The organism is Streptomyces sp. SID13726 (assembly GCF_010548375.1).
In the GTDB taxonomy this organism is placed as follows: domain Bacteria; phylum Actinomycetota; class Actinomycetes; order Streptomycetales; family Streptomycetaceae; genus Streptomyces.
On record NZ_JAAGLY010000031.1, the window covers coordinates 36,654 to 56,761 of the forward strand.

General features: G+C 66.2%; 14 protein-coding genes, 1 tRNA gene and 2 pseudogenes. 4 read left to right on the forward strand and 13 right to left on the reverse strand.

The window, feature by feature from the left end:
• Window positions 1-3: 3 nt before the first annotated feature.
• The 4 genes from G3I78_RS42155 to G3I78_RS42170 form a co-directional block, all read right to left on the reverse strand.
• Window positions 4-1,296, reverse strand: coding sequence for a homoserine dehydrogenase (locus tag G3I78_RS42155; RefSeq protein ID WP_164434925.1), 1,293 nt, complete (start codon window positions 1,294-1,296; stop codon window positions 4-6).
• 145 nt (window positions 1,297-1,441) lie between these two features.
• Window positions 1,442-2,833, reverse strand: coding sequence for a diaminopimelate decarboxylase (gene lysA, locus G3I78_RS42160; protein ID WP_164434927.1), 1,392 nt, complete (start codon window positions 2,831-2,833; stop codon window positions 1,442-1,444).
• Between the two features lie 10 nt (window positions 2,834-2,843).
• Window positions 2,844-4,301, reverse strand: coding sequence for an ArgS-related anticodon-binding protein NrtL (gene nrtL, locus G3I78_RS42165; RefSeq protein WP_164434929.1), 1,458 nt, complete (start codon window positions 4,299-4,301; stop codon window positions 2,844-2,846).
• A 259-nt stretch (window positions 4,302-4,560) separates the two neighbouring features.
• Window positions 4,561-5,067 (reverse strand): response regulator, encoded by a 507-nt coding sequence (locus tag G3I78_RS42170; RefSeq protein ID WP_343243984.1) that lies wholly within the window; start codon window positions 5,065-5,067, stop codon window positions 4,561-4,563.
• Between the two features lie 121 nt (window positions 5,068-5,188).
• Between G3I78_RS42170 and G3I78_RS42175 the strand changes: the two genes are divergently transcribed.
• Window positions 5,189-5,260, forward strand: a tRNA-Arg gene (locus tag G3I78_RS42175).
• Window positions 5,261-5,457: 197 nt separating this feature from the next.
• Here the strand turns inward: G3I78_RS42175 and G3I78_RS42180 are convergent.
• From G3I78_RS42180 to G3I78_RS42200, 5 genes and pseudogenes are all read right to left on the reverse strand, one after another.
• A complete protein-coding gene (locus G3I78_RS42180) occupies window positions 5,458-5,595 on the reverse strand; it encodes a hypothetical protein (RefSeq protein WP_164434933.1) in 138 nt (45 codons plus the stop codon).
• A 262-nt stretch (window positions 5,596-5,857) separates the two neighbouring features.
• Window positions 5,858-7,002 (reverse strand): annotated as a pseudogene (locus tag G3I78_RS42185) (IS3 family transposase).
• A gap of 534 nt (window positions 7,003-7,536) precedes the next feature.
• Window positions 7,537-8,805 carry a DUF4041 domain-containing protein gene (locus G3I78_RS42190; protein ID WP_164434935.1) on the reverse strand — a complete coding sequence of 423 codons (1,269 nt, stop codon included), beginning with the start codon at window positions 8,803-8,805 and terminating at the stop codon, window positions 7,537-7,539.
• 1,933 nt (window positions 8,806-10,738) lie between these two features.
• On the reverse strand, window positions 10,739-11,299 hold the full coding sequence (locus tag G3I78_RS42195; protein ID WP_164434937.1) for a hypothetical protein: 561 nt from the start codon (window positions 11,297-11,299) through the stop codon (window positions 10,739-10,741).
• Window positions 11,300-11,357: 58 nt separating this feature from the next.
• A pseudogene (locus G3I78_RS42200) lies at window positions 11,358-12,159 on the reverse strand (IS5 family transposase).
• Window positions 12,160-12,312: 153 nt separating this feature from the next.
• On the opposite strand from G3I78_RS42200, the gene G3I78_RS42205 reads away from it, so the two are divergent.
• The gene (locus G3I78_RS42205; protein WP_164434939.1) at window positions 12,313-13,170 is read left to right on the forward strand and encodes a DUF4062 domain-containing protein; all 858 of its coding nucleotides are present in this window, start codon (window positions 12,313-12,315) and stop codon (window positions 13,168-13,170) included.
• Window positions 13,171-13,729: 559 nt separating this feature from the next.
• On the forward strand, window positions 13,730-14,365 hold the full coding sequence (locus G3I78_RS42210; RefSeq protein WP_164434941.1) for a hypothetical protein: 636 nt from the start codon (window positions 13,730-13,732) through the stop codon (window positions 14,363-14,365).
• Window positions 14,366-15,045: 680 nt separating this feature from the next.
• On the opposite strand, the gene G3I78_RS42215 is transcribed toward G3I78_RS42210, so the two are convergent.
• The 4 genes from G3I78_RS42215 to G3I78_RS42230 all read right to left on the reverse strand — a co-directional run bounded on the left by G3I78_RS42215 (window position 15,046) and on the right by G3I78_RS42230 (window position 18,393).
• Complete coding sequence (locus tag G3I78_RS42215; protein WP_164434942.1) at window positions 15,046-16,110, reverse strand: pentapeptide repeat-containing protein; 1,065 nt, start codon at window positions 16,108-16,110, stop codon at window positions 15,046-15,048.
• A 1,084-nt stretch (window positions 16,111-17,194) separates the two neighbouring features.
• Window positions 17,195-17,518 (reverse strand): hypothetical protein, encoded by a 324-nt coding sequence (locus tag G3I78_RS42220; RefSeq protein WP_164434944.1) that lies wholly within the window; start codon window positions 17,516-17,518, stop codon window positions 17,195-17,197.
• Between the two features lie 4 nt (window positions 17,519-17,522).
• Entirely contained in the window at window positions 17,523-17,843 is a 321-nt protein-coding gene (locus G3I78_RS42225) for a hypothetical protein (RefSeq protein ID WP_164434946.1), read from the reverse strand.
• Window positions 17,833-18,393 (reverse strand): bifunctional DNA primase/polymerase, encoded by a 561-nt coding sequence (locus tag G3I78_RS42230; protein WP_343243981.1) that lies wholly within the window; start codon window positions 18,391-18,393, stop codon window positions 17,833-17,835. Before G3I78_RS42230 ends, G3I78_RS42225 begins: the two co-directional genes overlap by 11 nt.
• Window positions 18,394-18,797: 404 nt before the next feature.
• On the opposite strand from G3I78_RS42230, the gene G3I78_RS42235 reads away from it, so the two are divergent.
• On the forward strand, window positions 18,798-20,078 hold the full coding sequence (locus G3I78_RS42235) for a hypothetical protein (protein ID WP_343243985.1): 1,281 nt from the start codon (window positions 18,798-18,800) through the stop codon (window positions 20,076-20,078).
• Window positions 20,079-20,108 lie beyond the last annotated feature (30 nt).

The window sequence follows — 20,108 nt, forward strand, 5'->3', positions numbered from 1 at the left end:
TCGTTACTCTCCTTCAACCCGCATGATGCTGGCGACACCCCGCACGGTGTCGAGCTTGCGCAACGCCTCGACCGTGCCGTTCAGAGCGGCGTCGGACGCGCGGTGCGTGACGACGACGAGGGACGCCTCGCCGTCCTTCCCCTGCTGCCGAACGGTATCGATCGACACCCCGTGCTCGGCGAACACGGTGGCCACCTGGGCGAGAACACCCGGTTTGTCGGCCACGTCCAGGCTGATGTGGTAGCGCGTGACGACCTCGCCCATGCCCTCCACGGGCAGCGCGGCGTACGCGGACTCGCCGGGGCCTGTCATGCCGCTGAGCCGGTGGCGGCAGACGGCGACGAGGTCGCCGAGGACGGCGGAGGCGGTCGGGGCGCCGCCCGCGCCCGGGCCGTAGAACATCAGCTGTCCGGAGGCGTCGGACTCGACGAACACGGCGTTGTACGCGCCGCGCACGGAGGCCAGCGGGTGGCTGAGCGGGATCATCGCGGGGTGGACGCGCGCGGTGACGGACTGCCCGTCCTCGGCCCGCTCGCAGATGGCGAGCAGCTTGATGGTGCAGCCCATGTTCTTCGCGGAGGCGAAGTCGGCGGCGGTGACCTCGGTCATGCCCTCGCGGTAGACGTCGTCGAGGCGCACCCGCGAGTGGAAGGCGATCCCGGCGAGGATGGCGGCCTTGGCGGCGGCGTCGAACCCCTCGACGTCGGCGGTCGGGTCGGCCTCGGCGTACCCCAGGGCGGTGGCCTCGTCGAGGGCCTCCTGGTAGCCGGCCCCCGTGCTGTCCATCTTGTCGAGGATGAAGTTGGTGGTGCCGTTGACGATCCCGAGCACCCGGTTGACCTTGTCGCCGGCGAGGGACTCGCGCAGCGGGCGGATCAGCGGGATCGCTCCGGCGACGGCGGCCTCGTAGTAGAGGTCCTTGCCGTGCTGCTGGGCGGCGGCATGGAGCGCGGCACCGTCCTGGGCGAGCAGCGCCTTGTTGGCGGAGACGACGGAGGCGCCGTGCTCGAAGGCGGTGGTGATGAGGGAGCGGGCGGGCTCGATGCCGCCGATCACCTCGACGACCACGTCGATGTCCCCGCGCTTGACGAGGGCGGTGGCGTCGGTGGTGACGAGGGACGGGTCGATGCCCTCACGGACCCGGTCGGGCCGTCGTACGGCCACGCCCGCGAGCTCCACCGGAGCGCCGATCCGGGCGGCGAGGTCGTCGGCGTGCGTCGTCATGATGCGCGCCACCTCTGAGCCGACCACTCCACAGCCCAGCAGCGCCACCTTCAGCGGACGCGTACGCATCATCCGACCTCGTTTCCTCATACCGTCTACGGTGGGACCAGTCTCACTCACCGGACGGGAGTTTCTGCCTCTCGTCCGGATTATGAGACATCTATTTCATTTGTACGGGGGTGGAAGACCGCAGATCTTCCTTCGTCCGTTTCCGCGCTCAGCCGACGTCGAGCCGCAGCAGGTCCTCCTCCGTCTCGCGGCGGACGATGACCCGGGACGCACCGTCATTCACGGCGACGACCGGCGGACGCAGGACGTGGTTGTAGTTGCTGGCCATGGACCGGCAGTAGGCACCCGTGGCCGGTACGGCGATCAGGTCACCCGGTGCCAGGTCGGCCGGCAGGAACGCGTCCTTCACGACGATGTCCCCGCTCTCGCAGTGCTTGCCGACGACCCGGGTGAGCATGGGCTCGGCGTCGCTGGTCCGGGAGACGAGGGCGACGCTGTACTCGGCGTCGTACAGCGCGGTGCGGATGTTGTCCGACATGCCGCCGTCGACGGACACGTAGGTGCGCAGCCCGTCGAGGGGCTTGATGGTGCCGACCTCGTACAGCGTGAACGCGGTCGGCCCGACGATCGCGCGACCGGGCTCGACGGAGATGCGGGGAGTCCGCAGCCTGGCGGCCTCGCACTCACGGGTGACGATCTCCGTCAGCGCCTTGGCGATCTCGTGCGGCTCACGGGGGTCGTCGTCGGAGGTGTACGCGATCCCCAGCCCGCCCCCGAGGTCGATCTCGGGAAGCTCGACGCCGTGCTCGTCGCGGACGTCCTTGAGCAGTCCGACGACCCGGTGCGCGGCGACCTCGAAGCCGGACATGTCGAAGATCTGCGACCCGATGTGCGAGTGGATCCCGATGAGTTCGAGCGAGTCGAGCTGAAGAGCCCGCCGTACGGCCTCGGCGGCCTGCCCCCCGGCCAGCGGGATGCCGAACTTCTGGTCCTCGTGGGCGGTGGCGATGAACTCGTGGGTATGTGCTTCCACCCCGACGGTGATCCGGATCTGCACGCGCTGCCGCTTGCCCTCGGACCGGGCGATGTGCGCGACCCGGACGATCTCCTGGAAGGAGTCGAGGACGATCCGCCCGACCCCTTCGGTGATCGCGCGGCGGATCTCCTCCGTCGACTTGTTGTTGCCGTGGAAGGCGATGCGGTCGGCGGGCATACCGGCGGAGAGGGCGGTGGCGAGCTCGCCCCCGGAGCACACATCCAGATTGAGCCCCTCCTCGTGCAGCCAGCGCACGATGGCCCGGGACAGGAACGCCTTGCCGGCGTAGAAGACGTCGGCGTCGGCCCCGAAGGCGTCGCGCCAGGCCCGCGCCCGGGACCGGAAGTCGGCCTCGTCGACGATGTAGGCGGGGGTGCCGTGCTCCTCGGCGAGGGTCTTGACGTCGAGACCGCCGACGGTGACGACACCGTCCTGGCCACGGCCGACGGTCCGGGCCCAGACCTTGGGGTCGAGGGTGTTGAGGTCGGCGGGCGGCGCGGAATAGTGGCCCTCGGGGAGGACGTCGGCGTGGCGGGGCCCGGCGGGGTGGGCGGAACGGCTCATTTTCGGCTCTCTAAAGGTGTTCGGGTGCGTCGATGCCGAGCAGGGACAGGCCACCGGCCAGCACCGCCCCGGCGGCTTCGGCGAGCGCGAGCCGGGCACGGTGGGCGGCCGAGGGTTTCTCCGCGCCGCGCGGAAGGACGGTGGCGAGGAAGGGCAGCACGGCATCGGCGACGGTGACGAGGTGCCGGGCCAGCCGGTCGGGGGCATGGTGTACCGCCGCGGCCCGGAGGACGCGGGGATGATCGGCGAGGGCGTTGTACAGGGCCGAGGTGTCGTCCGGTACGACGGCACCGACGCCCTTCATCTCCCCAGGCTCGGCGTGAAAGCCCAGGTCGGCGGCGTTGCGGTGGAGGGCCCGGGTACGGGCATGGGCGTAACGCACACGAAAGAGGGGGTTGCTCTCACACTGAACCAGAAGGTCGGCGGCGCCTCGGACCCGGTCATGGGCAGCGGGGTGAAGCAGCGCCCAGCGGGCGGCGTCTCGGCCGAGGGGGGTGGGGTCGGTGTCCGCGGGGGTGGGGCGGATGTTGACGGCGAGGGGGGTGGGGGGTTCGGGGGTGCCGTGTGGGTCGACGCCGGCGCGGAGGGTGCCGGTTGAGTCGGGGGTGGGGTTTGGTGGGGCTGGGGTCTCGGGGGTGCCGTACGTGTCGATACTCGCGCGGAGGATGTTGGTCGACTCGGGGGCGGGGTCTGGCGGGGTGGGGGTGTGGGGGGTGCCGTACGCGTCGACGCTCGCGCGGAGGACGTCGGTCCACTCGGGGGCGGGGCCTGGCGGGGCGGGGGTCTCGGGAGTGCCGTACACGTCGACGCTCGCGCCGAGGACGCGGGCCCACTCGAGGGCGGGACCTGACGGGGCGGGGACGTCGGGGGTGCCATACACGTCGACGCTCGCGCCGAGGACGCGGGCCCACTCGAGGGCGGGACCTGACGGGGCGGGGACGTCGGGGGTGCCATACACGTCGATACTCGCGCCGAGGACGTCGGTCCACTCGGGCGCGGGCCGGCCGGCGCAGCTGGTGCGGACGTGGGCGCCCTGCGAGCGCAGGATGCGGGCGACGGCGTCCATGACGACGACGGCACGTACCTCACGGTCGGCGTGCAACTGCACGAGCTGACCGGTGGGCCGCTCTGCGTGGCCGTAGCGCCGGCCGCTCCGCAGGATCTCGCGCACGAGCGCGGTCTCGGTCCCCCGCACGCTGATGTTGAGGAAACCGGGCCCGGTGACGACGACCTCACTGATGCCGTCGGCCTCGACGAGGTGCCCCCGCAGGATCTCGGCGACCCGCAACGGCGGCTGCCCGGCGGGCCGCGCGAGCTGAAGCGCCACGTTGGTGGCGTAGTCACCGCAACCGCCGGGCCCTGGCGGCGTGACCTGCGTGTGCCCCGGCACGGGGACGTCCAGCTCCCCACCGTCGACAGCACGACGGACCGCGCGCAGCACGGTGCGGGAGAGCTCGACGGGGGTCACGGGACCAGCGTATGGGAGGAGGGGGGTGGGAGGGCGAGTGGGTTTGGGCGGGGGTCCGGGATGTGGACGGGGTGGGGGGCGGGGGTGCCGTGGGAGTGTGTGAGGGGGGAGGCCGGTGTGCGGGGAGGGGCCAGTGTTGCAAGGAGGCCGCTGTGCCTGGGGGCCGACGCGCAGGGGGGCGATGTACCGGGGGACCTGTGTGCCGGGGGGGGCGACGTGCCCAGGGGAGGCCCATGCACATGGGGGCCGGAGGCCGGGATCAACCGCCGGTGTGACCAGCGCGCTCGGTCTCTCCGCCGACGAGGGGGCCGTCCGCCTCCTCCGGACCCTGCGCCTGCCGCCCGCGCTCCTCCATCAACTGCCTTACGAGCTTGACGAGTTCGGCGGGTTCGAAGGGCTTGGCGAGGAACGCGTCGACGCCGACGTCGAGGCCGCTGTCGACCTCGTACTGAGTGCAGGCGCTGACGATGGCGAGGGGCAGATGACGCGTCCGAGGGTCGGAACGCAGCCGCGCGGCGGTCCGCAGGCCATCCAGCCGGGGCATGACCACATCGAGGGTGACCAGATCGGGGCGCACCTGATGAACGACATCCAGACACTCGACACCATCGGCCGCGGTCACGACCTCGAGACCCTCCAGCTCGAGATTGACCCTGATCAACTGCCGGATGACCTTGTTGTCGTCCACAACAAGCACTCGGCCCGACGCGCCTGGCACAACTCGAGAGTAGGTGCGGACCGGCCACCGCGTCCGGCTTTTCCCCACTTCCACCCCGCGCGAGGCCCCCACCCCGCCCGTCCGACCCCGCCAAACCCGTTCCTGATCACCCTTACGGAGCTGGTAGTGTTCTACCCGTCGCCACGAGCCACCAGCTCGACACCGACACGCCCCCGTAGCTCAGGGGATAGAGCAACGGCCTCCGGAGCCGTGTGCGCAGGTTCGAATCCTGCCGGGGGCACCTTGTATTAGGTGCCCAAAGACCCCGTCACCAGCGGAAACGCTGAGGCCGGGGTCTTCGCGTATGTGCAGGCGGATGCCGCCGGAAGCAGCTACATGACGGTGATCACGTAATGACCACGTAATGATCTTGACGCTCCTTTTCACAGGTCAGGCCGCATTTCCCGACCGGCTCAAGGCCATGGTACGCAGCGGCGCTCACGCCGCGTCCAGGGTGAGTCCTGCAAGCTGACGGACAGCACGGAGGAACGCGGTCATGTCGGACAGGTCGTCGAGGCTGTTCTCGTAGGCCTCGATCCGCGCTGCGTAGTCGACCGCCAATGCGTCGATCCGCAACTACAGATCAGCAGGAGAAGCGACCGTGACTGCATCGTAGTAGCCCACGTCCGAGCCAATCGTCAGGTCAACGAAGACTTCCTCATCCCTAAGGACCGAGGGCAGGCTCGGCCGCGCCGAGGTGCACAAAGAGGCCACAAGGTCTGTCCGACGGTCGGCGCCGGGGGCAACAGCGAAGAGGGAGACCTCTGCGGTTGAACCGCTCCGGGCCTGATGGAGGCTCCGGACTGTCCCGAGTTGGGTGGAGTCGAGTTGCTTGGTTTCAGGCTACTGGCGGGGTGCGAAGTTCGTACTCCACCGGGCTGAGCATGCCCAGTGCGGAGTGTCTGCGCTGTCGGTTATGCAAGATTTCCAAGTACTCGAAGAGCGCGGTGGACAGCTCCAGACGCGTCCGCCACCGTCTGCGGTTGAGCAGTTCGACCTGGACCCGGGCCCAGAAGGACTCCATCATCGCGTTGTCCACGCAGTCCCCGATGGAGCCCATCGAGGGCAGCAGGCCGGAGGCACTCGCGCGCTGGGTGAACGCCCAGGACCCGAACTGCACTCCGTGGTCGGAGTGGATGATGGTGCCGCCTGGCCGGGGGGAGCGGTTGCCGATGGCCATGGCCAGGGCGCTGGTGGTCAGCGCTGAGGTGGGTGAGGCGTCGATGGACCAGCCCACCACGCGTCGCGAGAAGGTGTCCAGGACGACCGCGCAGTAGACCTTGCCCTCAAAAGTGGGGTGCTCGGTGATGTCGGTGACCCATAACTGGTCCCGGGCGTGACGGGTGAAGTTCCGCTCCACCAGGTCGGTGACGGACGGAGTGACGTGCTTGGCGCGGGGGCGCCGGTTGCCGGGTAGGCCGTGCAGGCCGGCGCGTTGCATCAGCAGCTCCACGGTGCCGTGGCTGACATGGACGCGCAGGCCCAGGCCGAACTCGGCGTGGACCCGGCGGGAGCCGTAGGTGCCGCGGGACGCGGTGTGGATGCCTACGATGGCCTCGGTCAGCCAGGCATGCTTGACCAGGCGGTTCGACGGCGGCCGGTTCCGCCAGGCGTAGTACCCGGACTCGGCGACGTGCAGCACACGGCAGGCCAGTTGCACCGGCTGGTGCTCGCGGGCCATCACGCGGATGGCTTCGAACCGCCTTTTGGGGACGTCACCTCACCCAGCAGCTCGGCAGCACGGCGGTGGATGGCCAACTCTGCCTCCAGCTCGGCGATGCGTTTGCGGGCTGCAGCGAGTTCGGACTGGTCGCTGCTGTTCGTACCGGGCAACTGCCCCGTATCGATGAGGTGTTGGCGACGCCAGACATAGATCGTCTGGTCGCTGACGCCGAGGAGTTGGGCGACCTCGGCGACCTTCCTCCCAGATGCGATGAGATCGAGGACCTTGCGGCGGAACTCGGGCGGATAGCTGCGGGGCATCACGACCTCCGAAGGCTGCTGGACGGTCAATTGTCCAGCACCCCGACTCCATCAGAACCGGGGCATACCAGACATCCATGTCTGACATCGACGACAGCAGACACAGGCATCCTGGAGCGGCCTACTGCGGTCATTCCATCACCTAGGCGCCAAGAGTTGCCAACCTGTCGATCGATCTCCTAAAGCGGGTGTCGCAGGTTCGAATCCTGCCGAGGGAATAGTGCCTGAACAGGCACGAAGATTCGAACAGCCTCCTCGGAGTGATCTCCGAGGAGGCTGTTTTCATGTGTGCGGGATGTAACGCTAAACGACGTTCCGCTTACTGGATTTCCTACCGATCCCACGGGGGGGGCGGCGGCCTCCTGTACGAACTGGGGCATCAGCGAGGTGTAGGGATCCGTGTGGCTCGCGATCACCCCAACCGGAGGGGTGACCGCTCACCTCGCGGCGGGACCTCCAAGGTCACCTGGATCAGTCTGGATGGCGCCGCCTGCCGTTTGGACGCACCCGACGAGGTTGACTGAGTCGAGCCCGTCACCGCCCGGCAGCGGTCTGGCTGGCCCTCCATTCAGGAGCCTCGGGCGTGTCCTGAAACTCCAGGAGGTGCTGTCCGGCGAGTCGCTGCAGGACGGCGCGTACGTCTGCCGGTGTGACGTAGAAGAACTCCCGGCGCAGGTTTACCCGGTTGACGCGGCGGGACTCGAACTCCTGGTGCAGGCGGCGTTCCAGGCCGACGGCGTCCTCGCTGAAGATCAGGGCGTGTACGTCGAAGCGGAAGGGGACGGACGCGTCCCCGAGTTCGATGACGCGGTCCATGGGATCGAGGCGCCGGGTCATACCGATCTTGACCATGCGTTCGCCGAACGCTCCGACATTGGAGATGACGTAGACGTATCCGGCCCGGATGTTCGCCTCGCGGGCCTCGACCGCCTCCAGTTCGGAGCCCAACTCGGCGAGTTTTTCTTCGAGTTCGGCGATGGCGGCCTCATCGCCTGTGCCGGAGCGCAGGCGGCGCAGGGCGCCCTCGTAGTGGCTGCGTTCCTTCTCCAGCCGCTGCCGCTCGCGCTCGATCTCGCGCTGTAGGCGCTCCTCCTCGCGCTGCTGGGCTCGTAGCTCTCGCTGTTCCTCCCGCTCGGTCTCCTTCCTCACCAGGTAGTCCGCCGTCAGCTCCAACTCCTGGACCCGCAGTTGGTGGTAGTCATCGCCGATGCGGATCTGCATGGTGGCGCCGAGCCGGGCGATCGACTCCCGCGTCTTGCCGAGCCGGTCGATCAGCGAGTCGAGGCGGTGCGGCTTCATGCCGCGCACCGCGTTGTCCGCCTCGGCGTTGTACGCGCGCAGCATCAGCTTGGAGAAGTCACGGACCATCTTGCGGCCCTTGGCCGCTGAGCCGTCCACCATCCAGTACTGGTTGCCGAGAACTGCCCGGTCGTCCTTCGCCAACTGCTTGTAGCGGGTCTTGAGACTGTCTAGCCGGTCCTTGTAGGCGAGCGCGTCGGCGAGCGGATGGCGGTACTCGTAGATGCCAGCTTCCTGCAGCATCCGCATCTCGTCGGTGAGCACCAGACCCCGGCGCGCGGCCGTGAGACGCTGTTCGGCCTCCGCCGTCTGGCGAGCCATGTCGTCGGCTTGGCGGCGCACGTCGACCAGGGACTGCGCGGCGCTCTCGGCGGCGTGCTCTATCTTCTCGTCTAGGAGAGCGTCGATCCGTCCGATCTCTTGGAGCTTCTCCTCGTGCGCGCGGCGCAGTCGCTGCTGCTCGGCGACTATCTGAGCGCTGTCGGCTCCGATGAGACGACTCAATTGCTCCGTCAAGTGACGGTTGTCTTCCTGTAGTCCGCGTACCTGTGTTTCCATCAGCGCCAGCTCGTCCGCCAGACGCGCCGCCTCGGACTCCGCTTGCTTGCGGCGCCGGCTGAACAGACCCCCACCTGTGGCCGGGACCGTCGCCTGGGGACCGTAGGGGGACTGCTGAGGAACGGGTGCGCTCGGCTGCGGCGCGTCCCCTTCCGGGATCCAGATCTGCCAGCCTGGGGGTGTGGGCCATGCGGGGTCCGGTTCCCAGCCCGGTGGCGGGCTCCACCCCTCCGGCGGGGCGGGCCAGGTGGGCGGCGGGTTGAACCGGTAGGTCATGCGGCAACGACTCCTGTCGCGAGGGCGAGAGACGGCCGGTGTAACCCCGATGCCGTCCGGCAGCCAGCGGGCCGAGTCGAACGTACTCGGCCTTGTGGACCTTCGTCCTGGCATCTCCTGTTTTTGGACCTCGTGGCAGCAGATCCGACGAGGTGGGTAAGCCGCAGGGAGCCGTTAGACTCCGGCCGCTGTCAGGACGGCCCTCCGCCGGCAGCGAAGTGCCCTTCGTCCTCGAGGGACCGGTCCGGCGCCCTCGGGCACGGCCGACCGCCCCTGACGCACCGGGTGAAGGTGAAGCAAAGGTGGCCACCCCTCTGTCTCGGATGCGTTAGCGGCGTGCCAGGTTCGCGGCGCGACTGACTAACCTGAACGCACCCCGTGCCAGACCCGTGCCAGATACTGCGGGGAACCAAGGGAACTGCGGTCACCCACCCAGAGGCGCCGTCAGGTCACGACGCGGCTCGACAGCAGGTCAGCGAAACTATCGAGCCCGCAAGCCCCAAGCTTCCCAACCTGAGAGCGCTCGTCGCCATGGCAACGTCCGACGGCCAAGCCGGGTTTGGGGCTCAGGTAGAGAGCCAAGATGAGAGGCATGGGTAGCTGGGGGGATCTAGCGGGCCAGACACTCACTGCACTCATCGGGACCTTGGCCGGCGGAGGCATCGCGGTGTACGTGGCACGCTGGCAAACCGCAAGGACAATCGAGTCCCAAGTTGAGCTCGCCGCTTCTCAGGAAGCTGCCACTAGCGCGCTGGCCCGTCGGCAATGGACGCAGCAGCGCGCCACCGAGGCTGCGCAACGGCTCTTGGAGCGCCTCGCGGAACTCTATGCATGGCTACCATCGCTGCCAGACCTTGCACGGGACGAGCCGCAGCTGAACCCGCAAGCTCGTGAGCGTTGCGCAGTGGCCCTCGGCTCAGTCCGGCAGGGCATGCAAACCGATCTTCTCTCCATTGGAGATGACCGTGTCCGCGCCCGATACAGGTCGCTTGTGCGGTTGTGCTTCGACGTCGGGTACCGAGGCATCGGCCAGAGCCATCGCGAGCGCCACATTCGCGACGCACGCGGGTACCTGCGCTATGTCCAGTCCACACTTGAATCCGTGATCGACGGGAGCCCTTTGCCGGATGACTGCGAGGCACCAGTACTTGAGCGCAGTGACAGAGCTCCCTGGCTACCGCCAGCGCTGCCCTGGCACTGGCAAGACCCAGCCGACGGCAGTTGAAGCCTCGCCCCCTTGGGTACTTCGGCGACGGTCACCAAGTCCGTGACCAAGGCGTCGGCAACACCTGTCCGTCTCAGTTTCCGTCTCATTCAGCCCCGTTCACGGCCGTTCAGGCTAGACCCGCAGCCGCTGCCCCGACGGCCAACCGTCCATGAACCCAGGTGAACGCCCCCGAACGACGCCCACCACCCCACCACCACAGTTGGAAAGCGTGCGCGTGATGCGGAGTCCTCTCACCGCGCCGCATGTGTGATCACGAATTCGTTGTCGGCCCCGAGCTGTACGGTCCCGCTCATGACTGAGCGACGGACTACGATCTGGCGTCACGGCTTAGCTAAGACAGTGTCTTGATTGGCGAACTGGGACACATGTGCTGCTCTACGGGTCCTGTTCGGGAGCCGTAATGCCGAGATCGACACGCATGACGTGGCGCATTTCCCACAGGGGATCCCACAGCTTGTTCAAACTCTCCCAGGCGGCTTCTACGCTCTCTCCCGGCTGGGCAGTGCCTCCATCGAGGCGCATCAAGAGGCCGTACAGATCGCCAAGATGACGGTTCGCGGTGCTGGCTACTTCCGACACCGTGTCGGGCAGCACCATCTGGGCCTCGGCATGACGCAAGCGGTGGTCGCGGCGCGCCCGGTCCAGATCCGACCGCAGTTCCCCGGTCATCTCGCCCTTCTCCAGGGCGTGGAGGACCTGCGTCATCACGTTGGCCAAGTCGCGAGTGCCGGCGCTGAGAGTGGCGTAGCACGTGCGCCGCGCCTGAAGCTGAGCCTGGCGAGTGGCGTACTCGCGTTCATCCTGCTGGAGTTGCCTCGTGTGCTCCAGTTCGCGAGCCCTGGCGCGGTCCGCACCGCGCTGTGTGATGACGGCGGCTGAGAGCGTGCCGCCAATCCCCAAAACCGCGATCACGATCTGGCTGATCGAGCTGTTCAAGCTGCCTCCCCGGCTGCGATCGGCTCGCCGGGACTGTACCTGCTGCGGGACGTTCCCCTCAGCGGACGGTGCGCCGGTAGCAGATGAGGGCACTGGCGAGGGCGACGATGCCAGGAAGTGCTCGCCCTTGCGCTCATAGCGGCGGTGCAGGCGGCGGCAGCCGCCCAGCCAGGACAGCGTGCGCTCGATCACCCAGCGGTGCCGTCCGAGCCGGTTAGAGGTCTCCACACCGCGTCGGGCAATGCGCGGCACGATCTGCCTGCGCCGCAGCCAGTTGCGCAGGTGGTCGAAGTCGTAAGCCTTGTCAACATGGAGCCGGTCCGGGCGGCGGCGCCGGGGGCCGCGACGCGAGCGGATCGGAGGGATGCCGCGCATCAACGGTATGAGGGCCTGGCTGTCGTGCACGTTGGCGGCAGAGATACCTACCGAGATCGGCAGGCCATTACGGTCACAGATGACGTGAACCTTCGACCCCTTCTTGCCACGATCGGTCGGATTCGGTCCCGTCGACGGCCCCCTTTTACCACGCGGACACTGATCGAGTCGATCGCGCCGCGCGACCAGTCCACATCGCCGTTGGCGCCGAGCCGGTCGAGCAGCACCCGGTGCAGCTTGGCCCACACGCGAGCTGCAGACCAGTCAGTAAAACGCCGGTGCACCGTCTGCCAGGAGGCGCTGAAGACCGGCGGCAACTGCCGCCAGGTACAGCCCGTGGTCGCCACGAAGACGATCGCGGCCAGCACCGCACGGTCGTCGCACCGCCGCCGTCCCCCGCCCTGAGGGCGCTGCGGAGCCTGCGGCACCACATCCTGGAACAGCTCCCATAACCCGTCCAGCACCAGCCGCTCGACTATCTCCATGCCCAGAACAACGAGTTACCGCCAACTGAGACATCCTCTAAGGGAGCCGAAGGGCTCACCGCGGGGCCGCCACGGACATCCGCAGTGAAGCCCCCATCGGCAAGCAAGTCGCCAACCCGCGACAGTGTCTGGGTTCCCAAGTAGCCTTGGACTATGGCCTACTCAGCGAATGTTCTGCGGGTGATGATTGCCTCGCCCTCAGACACGATCGAAGCGCGTGACGCCGTGGAAACCGCTATCCACGGCTGGAACGGAGCCAATGCACAGACCAAACAGACCATCCTCCAGTCGTGGCGCTGGGAAACTTCCTCGGTTCCCATTCTCGGCGGCCATCCGCAGTCACTGATCAACTCACAGGGCGTTGACGAATCGGACATCGTGTTCGCGCTCTTTGGTAGCCGCCTCGGATCACCTACACCAGACGCCGTCTCTGGAACGGTCGAGGAGATCGAGCGTGCCATAGAGCAGGGCAAGCCTGTTCATCTATATTTCTCAACGGCGCAACTTCCCAACGACGTAGACACTGCGCAGCTTGACGGGCTGCGTGCATTTAAGAGCGAGATCAGCAAGCGTGGCCTTCTCGGGGAGTTCTCCAATGCCAGTCAGCTCGAATACGAGGTCTGGAAGGCAATTGAGTATGACATCGCAAACCTCTCACTCGGGGTTCCTGTTCTGAAGGCGGCAGATCGTGGAGTGAGATTCTCTGTCCAGCCGCGACAGGAACGGGAGATCCGATCTTACGACAGGAAGGGAAAGCCGAGATATTCAACGCGCCACTGGCTTGAGATCACCAACGACGGCGGCCAGGATGCAGAGGAAGTCGTGTTCGAGCCCGTAGGCGAACGCATCAGCCTCCACCTGGCTACAGACGGCACTCCAACAACTGTCCATGCCGGACAAACCCGGCTCCTGAATGTTGTGCACTCGATGGGCGGCGGCGATCCAAATATTCTTCGGATACGCTGGAAAGAAAACGGCGAAAACAAGGATCGCGATTTTCATGTCGGCTGACGCCTGGATTCTCTAGTACACGCTCCTGGAATTCTCCAGGGTTGCCGAGTCTGTTGTGCCTGTATGCGGTCCGCCCCGGTTCGGTGACCACTCGCCGGGCCGGGTCTTCCCCATCCCACGACTCTCAGAGGCGCCCTCAGAAACTGCACAGACTGGCGCGGAATTCATGGCACCGCCCGGGACACATTGAGGCTTTACAGAACTCCCATAATCCCATGGAAGCCCCGTATTCAATTACGGATCAAAAGGCCCCTGAAAACCAAGTTGACATCAACCAGCCGGAGCGGCCTTGCATCGACTCCTAAAGGGGGGTGCCGGACATCGGTCATGTCGACGTCGTCACGATCACCTTGGCCGAAAGATCCGCCGCCGGACCCTCGAAGTCAGGCAGGTGCTTACACACCGGCACCTCCTACGCGACGACAACAGCGGCACACCGGCTACTACCTGGATTGGCTGTAGTCATCAGCTTGCTGGCCTCTGTGGTCCCAACTGCTGGCAATGCAGCCGTTTCACAGGGGATGATTCGCTTCACAGCAGCACCATCCCAGGGGGGATCATGAGTACCAACGTAACACCGCCGCCGATGCCGGCTCAGCCGCCGCAGCCGGGCAAGAACGGCCACACCAACGCCTTCATCATCGGAGGCGCGGCCATCATCGCCGCAGCCATCGTCGGCACAGGGATCGCCATCTCGGGCAGCGGCGACGACATGGCAAAGCCAGAGCCCACCGTAACCGTGACGGAAACCGTTGAGCCCGAGCCCGCAGCCGAAGAGGACGCCGCAGCCGCAACCGACCAGAACACAGACACCAAGGTCGGCGAGGAGGCCAGGAACGGCGGAGCCGTCGTCAAGGTCACGAAGATGGTGGAGGCCGACAGCATCATGTTCGCCGGAGCCCACAAATCCGCAGGCCCCGACGCGAAATACGTCATCCTCAAGACCGTCGTCAGTAATGAGGGCAAGGCCAGCATGGACTTGACCTGCTCGCTGCCCATCGTCAACGCACTCATTGACGACCAGGGCCGTCGCTTCGATACGATCGAAGATCTTTACGACGTCGCTGACAACCCGGAATGCAACGCGCAACTGCAGCCCGGCTTCGACGATCAGATGCAGTCGTTTACCGCATTCCCAAAGACGCAGTGGTTACGACATGGGAGTTTTCTGAGTACGACCTTGAGAACGAGGTGACACCCACCCTCGTCGACCTCGCCTGACCAGGAAAGAACTCGGCGCCCTGTTCAATCCGGAGTCGAGCACCGGAGCCCATGGTGAAGCACAAGGGTGAGTGTCTAACTACGTGACAACGCCCACGAACAACGGCGAACAAGCGCGAACGCCTACGGACCATCAGCCCAGGTGAGAGGCGCCCAAGCCCAAGGCAGTGCCCTCCCTCAAGTTACTTCGGGACGAAGAGGTCCTCACCCAAGGTCTCACCGCCACGCTTCTGCCGGCGCGGCTTGCTCTGGTCGACGGCATGGCAGCGTGGCCAAGGACGGCGGGAGTACGGCGTGGCATACGCGTGCGTGACCGGTCGGCGTTCCCGCCGTCGTGGCTGACTTTCGTCGGCTGAGGCTCGGACACTCCAGGACCCGCCAAGGGACCTTTGAGGCGAAGGGACCGTGCCAATTACGTGCCGGAACCTGCGGGAAGCAACGGGGATTGGGCCCATGGACGAACAGCGGTCCAGCACCAATCTGCCGCAGGTCACCGCAACAACCGCCGCCAAGAAACCCGAGCTTCCCACGCTACGGTTCCCTCAACGGGAGCTCCCCCGAAACTGTGCCAGACAGTCTCAGCGGGACCCCGCGCACGGTATGCGATAGAGATCAGCCTCGCCTGCACACGGCCCCGGGATGGTGGCGTTGCAGTCAGTTGGGGCGCGGCGTGGGGGGCGGGGGGCGCAGACCGTCCCAGTCCCATTGCGAGGCCCAGTCAGCACATTCGGCAAGGCGTGCACACACCCACGGATCTTCCTGGAGAGAAGCTGGCAGCTTTGTGGAGGGTCCGATTCCTGCGGCGGATAATTGTTCCGCCGTCAGATGGAGGGCGCCGGAGAGGTCGGCCTCCAACAGGTTCGTTCCGGATAGGTCGGCATCTAGGAAGAGAGTGCCATCGCAAGTACTTCCGTGCAGTAGCGCCCGCTCCAAGTTCACTTCCACCAGCTGCGCTTCGCTGAGGTCACAGGCGAGGATACCCGCCCGGACTAGGTTGCAACGGTAGAAGTTGGTGTTCTTGAGCGACAATTTTACCCAATTCACTCTATAAAGGCGCGACAAGGCAATATTGGCCCGACTGAGCCCCTCACCCTCAATGATCTCAATTCCAGAAAGGTCCGTGCGCCGTAAATCCAGCCTATAGCCGTCGCGATCAGCTGCGCTACGCGCAAGCACAGTTATCGAAGCCCCGATGTCCACCGTGCACCCCTCATACGGATCAGGAGTTCGGGGCATATCTTCGCCTAGGTCCAACGTCGACGAGTGGTGCCGGAGGTAGGCGGACAGCACCTCACGCACCATCACGCGATCTGCGGGTGAATCGACGATGATCCTGCCCAGCGCGTAAATACCACCCAATCGCACATCGGCGGCTTCTGATGCCAACTGTTCGACCGCCTTGATGTAGCGATCCGTTATCTGCTCTTGTTCCTTGAGAGAGTGTGAGAGACGGTCGAGCGCATGCCTCCGAGCCGTATAGATAAGCGCCACGAAAGCGCCAGCTCCTGCTGCAACCTTTAGGATCTGCGACCGATCTCGGTCCAGCGCGGCATGCTGCTCCCCCAACCGCAATTTACCGAGCGCACGCAGACGCTCACCGTCGAGCCACCAGGGCCCTTGGCAGTACAGGACGATGAAGACAACGACAAGGAGCACGCCGATTCCCCATACGAGAACTGTGGTGTGGCCGACTATCCAGTGCAGCAGTCTTCTCCACATACATTCAATGATCCCCTGCACCCAAGGAACAAACACACATGACGGGCCGAAGATGAGGCACGACCATGTCCGAAAAGCCCCCTTCCGGGAAGATGGCCTGCACTGGTGCCAACCGCGAAGGTGTCAGCGAGCCCGGCCCTGTCGCCCGTCTCAGTTCTCATTCAGCGCCGTTCACGACAGTTCAGGCGAGACCAGAGCCGGTAGTCGTCCCCTCAGCCAGCCCATGAACGCAGGTGAACACCCCCGAACGACCCCCACCACCTCACCACCACAGTTGGAAGGCGTGTTGGTGGGTGTGCTCTGACGCCGCGCACCACGACCTGCTGCACACCGCATGAGCCTCTGAAGCGTTGCTGCCAATGCTGGCGAAGTAGCTCACCACAGCCTCTTGCTGCGCTAGAAATCTTCCGTGCGTAGTCTCCTGCAAAGGCTCGTCGAGAGCCGCGCGTGGCGGGTAGCTCGGGTGGTGGCCTACTCCTTGGCAGGCCTTATCGGCGTAGGGATCTTCATCGTCCTCCCGATCACAGCTCAACTCAGTGGGTGGAACGATGATGACGAGGATCTGCCCGTCAGTTCTGGAACACCGTCCGCTACGTACACTCCAGTTTACTGGACGTATGAGGGCTACGAGTGCGCGGACGGGTGGTCGTCAGACTCCATCGGCCGCCAGGGAGCCTGTAGCCATCACGGAGGCGTTGTCTCCGTATTTGAAGGAGACGACGGAACACTCCTCAGGTGCGGAGACGACGAGCACGCACCTCGTGCCGACGAACAGCAGCAACAGATCGAAGATTATGGGCGCGTCGCCTGCGTGTTCAGGTGACATCGGGTTCCAACGCGGATGATCACGGCCGCACCACAAGCGCACCAGATCGAGCGGATAACAGCAGGGAATTACGGTGAAAGCCGACGAGGCCGACGGCGCAACGCCCAGACTGTTCGCCCAGCTCAGCGGCCGAACCAGCTGCGAATGATCGCAGCTTCCCAAGCTGATATCGCCTGTGGCCCTGCCGTTCGTCCGGGCTGCGGCGCTGGGGCGCCGGTCCCGGCCGAGCGGCAGGGCCACTGACCGCCGAAAAGCAGGTCAAGCCGCAGACGTTTCCCAGGGAGGGAGCAGCGGCGTGTCACGCGATTCCGCGGCCAGTCCGGCCGCGGCCAGTCCGGCCGCGATCAGCCTCGCCAGCAGCTCAGCCGCTTCAGGGCGAACGGTCCCGAGCTGCACCAACCCGTCACCGGAGACGTTCACGTCGGCCATCAGGCCGGGAAAGTCGGAGTCCAGCCCGAGTAACACGAGCTGATCAGCCAGAGCGCCGGCGCTTCGTCGCGCGCGGTTCCAGCCGCGTACATAGGGCACGCCGGGCGACAGGTTCTCCGCTCGCTTGGCTACCACTCCGCGCCGGTCGGTCATGGCCTCAGGCCCTTCCTTTGTGTTCTTCGGTGATGGTCGGCTCGTGATCGTCATCGTTACGGTCTCGGCTGAAGCCGCTTGTCAAAGCCAGACGCAGGAGCTCTGCGAGACGCTCGGCCGTGTCAGGGGAGACTCGGCCCAGCTCGACGAGGCCGTGCCCGAAGGCGTTCAAGTCCGCGCGCAGGTAGGGGAAGTCCTTCTCCAGGCCAGCGCGCACGAGGACGTCCCGGAGTGCGGTAGTCGCGTTTCGGGCCGCGTACCAGCCGTCGCTGTCGAGAGGCGACCACGCGGCAGAGTCTCGACCGCCGATCGGCTCATCTGCCATCCGTGTTCGTCTCCTCGGGAAGGGCAGCGACCGCCGCGTAGGGCATCGGGTACTGCTCGTCGAAGCGGTCGATGCGCGCCAGGAGTTCCACGGAGGCGACCAGCGCGGTGGCGAGGGCGACGGGGCGCAGTGGATTAGCCTCCGGCCGGCGTGTGGGGGCGCGGAGCCACTGATAGCGGTCATCGGACAGTGGGATGGGGCCGGGGACGACAACGGCGCAGCCGCGGCCGAGGTACCGGTACGGCGGTGTCGATGACGTCTCCCGTTCGAGGTAGTGCGTGAAGGTCTCGCGGCTCCCCGAGCCGAGGAAGAACCCGACGCGCTGCGCCTTGCGGTCGACGACTGTCGGTCCGAACGGCATCCCGCTTCGTAGGAGGCGGTCGAACATCTCCGTCCCGAGGCGCTGTTCGACGCTCAGCACGTCGAAGAGGCGGCCGGTCGACAGCAGGCACGGCATCCGAGGGTCGTCCGCCCAGACTTGCCGGCACTCCGCAGGGTTGTCCGCCGCTGCGGAGAGCCAGTCCACGCCCCTCCTGGTCATCCTCTGCACTTCATCTCACCTCGGTCGGGTTCAGTTGCGGCCGCAATGCCGCCCTGCGTCCAGACTCAGGGGCCATGCCCCGGTCGGGGCAGATGACGAGGGATGACGGGGGATGACGCGTCGCGCGTGGACGCGTCATCCCCCGTCACGAGTCAACGACCATGGATCTTCGGTTACTTGCAGCGCGCGGTGAGGAACAGCGCGTACATTCGGTCGAGAGGCCGAAGAGTCGTGCGCCGCAGAAGTCGCATCTATGAACAGGCGGGGAGGGAATGGTCACGCCTTCGCTGGAGCCGATCAGCGTTCGCTTACGGCAAGCCCGTGTGGGCCGGGGCTGGAGTCAGCCACGGTTGGTGCGCGAGCTGCGTCACATTGCGCTCCGCCGTGGCCACCAGCTTCCCTCTGACGCCAGCGTGAAGCGCCGCATCGCCAGTTGGGAGAACGGGCACAGCACACCGGACGACTTCTACGGTCCGATGCTGTGTGAGGCGTACGACCTCAGTGCCGGTGAGTTAGGGCTGAACCACGAAGGCGAGCGGGACACCGGACTTCTGGACGCCAGCTATCCGGCGAGTCCCGAAGGAGCGATCGATACCGTCGGCCAACTGTGGCGCGCGGATCTCAACAGGTACGAGCCCCTGTTACAGGCCGAGCCGTCCGAACCAGCGTGGAACGAAGCCTCGCTCCGGTGGTTGGTCGCGCCCGAGCCGGCCGTTCCTCCGCAACGTCGAGACGGGATGCGCGTCGGCTTTGGAGACGTGGCAGCAATCAAGACTACCGCGGACATGTTCGCAGAGTTGGACGACCGTTTCGGTGGCGACCATGCCCGGCACGCAGCAGTCCAGTACCTCAGTACTGAGGTGACACCGCTCCTGCGAGGGCAGTACACAGAGCAAGTCGGACGGGCACTGTTCTCCACCGTGGCGGAGGCAACCCTCCTGGCCGGTTGGATGTCGTACGACGCCTGCCGTCACGGCTTGGCACAGCGATACTTCCTTCAGGCTCTCCGATTGGCCCAGGACGCGAACGATCGTCGGCTCGCGGGAAGCAGCCTGTCCGCGATGAGCCATCAGGCGACGTTCCTCGGTCGCTACACCCAGGCCGCCACGCTCGCCCGCGCGGCACTCATGGGCATCTCCCCCGTGGCGACACCGACGCTTCGCGCCCAGTTCCATGCCATGGAGGCCCGCGCGCTTGCCCGGACAGGCGATGTACGGGCCTGTGAAGCCGCCTTGGGCGCAGCCACGAACGCACTGGCGAGCAGGAACAACGACGATGAGCCCGAATGGATCAGCTACTTCGACGAAGTTGAGCTTGCCGCTGAAGCCGCTCACTGCTTCCGAGACGTCAACAGCGCCCGGAAGGCGGTACTCCACGCCGAGAACGCCATGAGCGGCAGCCACGTGCGGAGCGACTTCTTCGCGACCATGGTTCTAGCCGACGCCCACCTTCGTGCCGGAGACGTCGAGGAAGCCTGCCGCGTGGCGCTCGATGCCCTCGACTTGGGCGAGCAGCTCAAGTCGGCCCGCTGCGTCAGCTACTTGGCCGAGTTCCGGCAGAACCTAGCTGGGGTCGGCACCAGCAAGGACGTACAGCTCTTCACCGATCAGGTCCGAGAGCACAGGCTGTGGATCGCGTCGGATGACCGTGTTGGCGCTTGTCCGAGAGCACAGGCTGTGGATCGCGTCGGATGACCGTGTTGGCGCTTGAGAGAACTCTCCTCA

Excerpts from the sequence above, each read along its gene's own strand:
- G3I78_RS42215 (WP_164434942.1), bottom strand. The coding sequence starts at position 16,110 with ATGTGGAGAAGACTGCTGCACTGGATAGTCGGCCACACCACAGTTCTC.
- lysA (WP_164434927.1), bottom strand. The coding sequence starts at position 2,833 with ATGAGCCGTTCCGCCCACCCCGCCGGGCCCCGCCACGCCGACGTCCTC.
- G3I78_RS42220 (WP_164434944.1), bottom strand. The coding sequence starts at position 17,518 with ATGACCGACCGGCGCGGAGTGGTAGCCAAGCGAGCGGAGAACCTGTCG.
- G3I78_RS42210 (WP_164434941.1), top strand. The coding sequence starts at position 13,730 with ATGAGTACCAACGTAACACCGCCGCCGATGCCGGCTCAGCCGCCGCAG.
- G3I78_RS42225 (WP_164434946.1), bottom strand. The coding sequence starts at position 17,843 with ATGGCAGATGAGCCGATCGGCGGTCGAGACTCTGCCGCGTGGTCGCCT.
- G3I78_RS42205 (WP_164434939.1), top strand. The coding sequence starts at position 12,313 with ATGGCCTACTCAGCGAATGTTCTGCGGGTGATGATTGCCTCGCCCTCA.
- G3I78_RS42155 (WP_164434925.1), bottom strand. The coding sequence starts at position 1,296 with ATGATGCGTACGCGTCCGCTGAAGGTGGCGCTGCTGGGCTGTGGAGTG.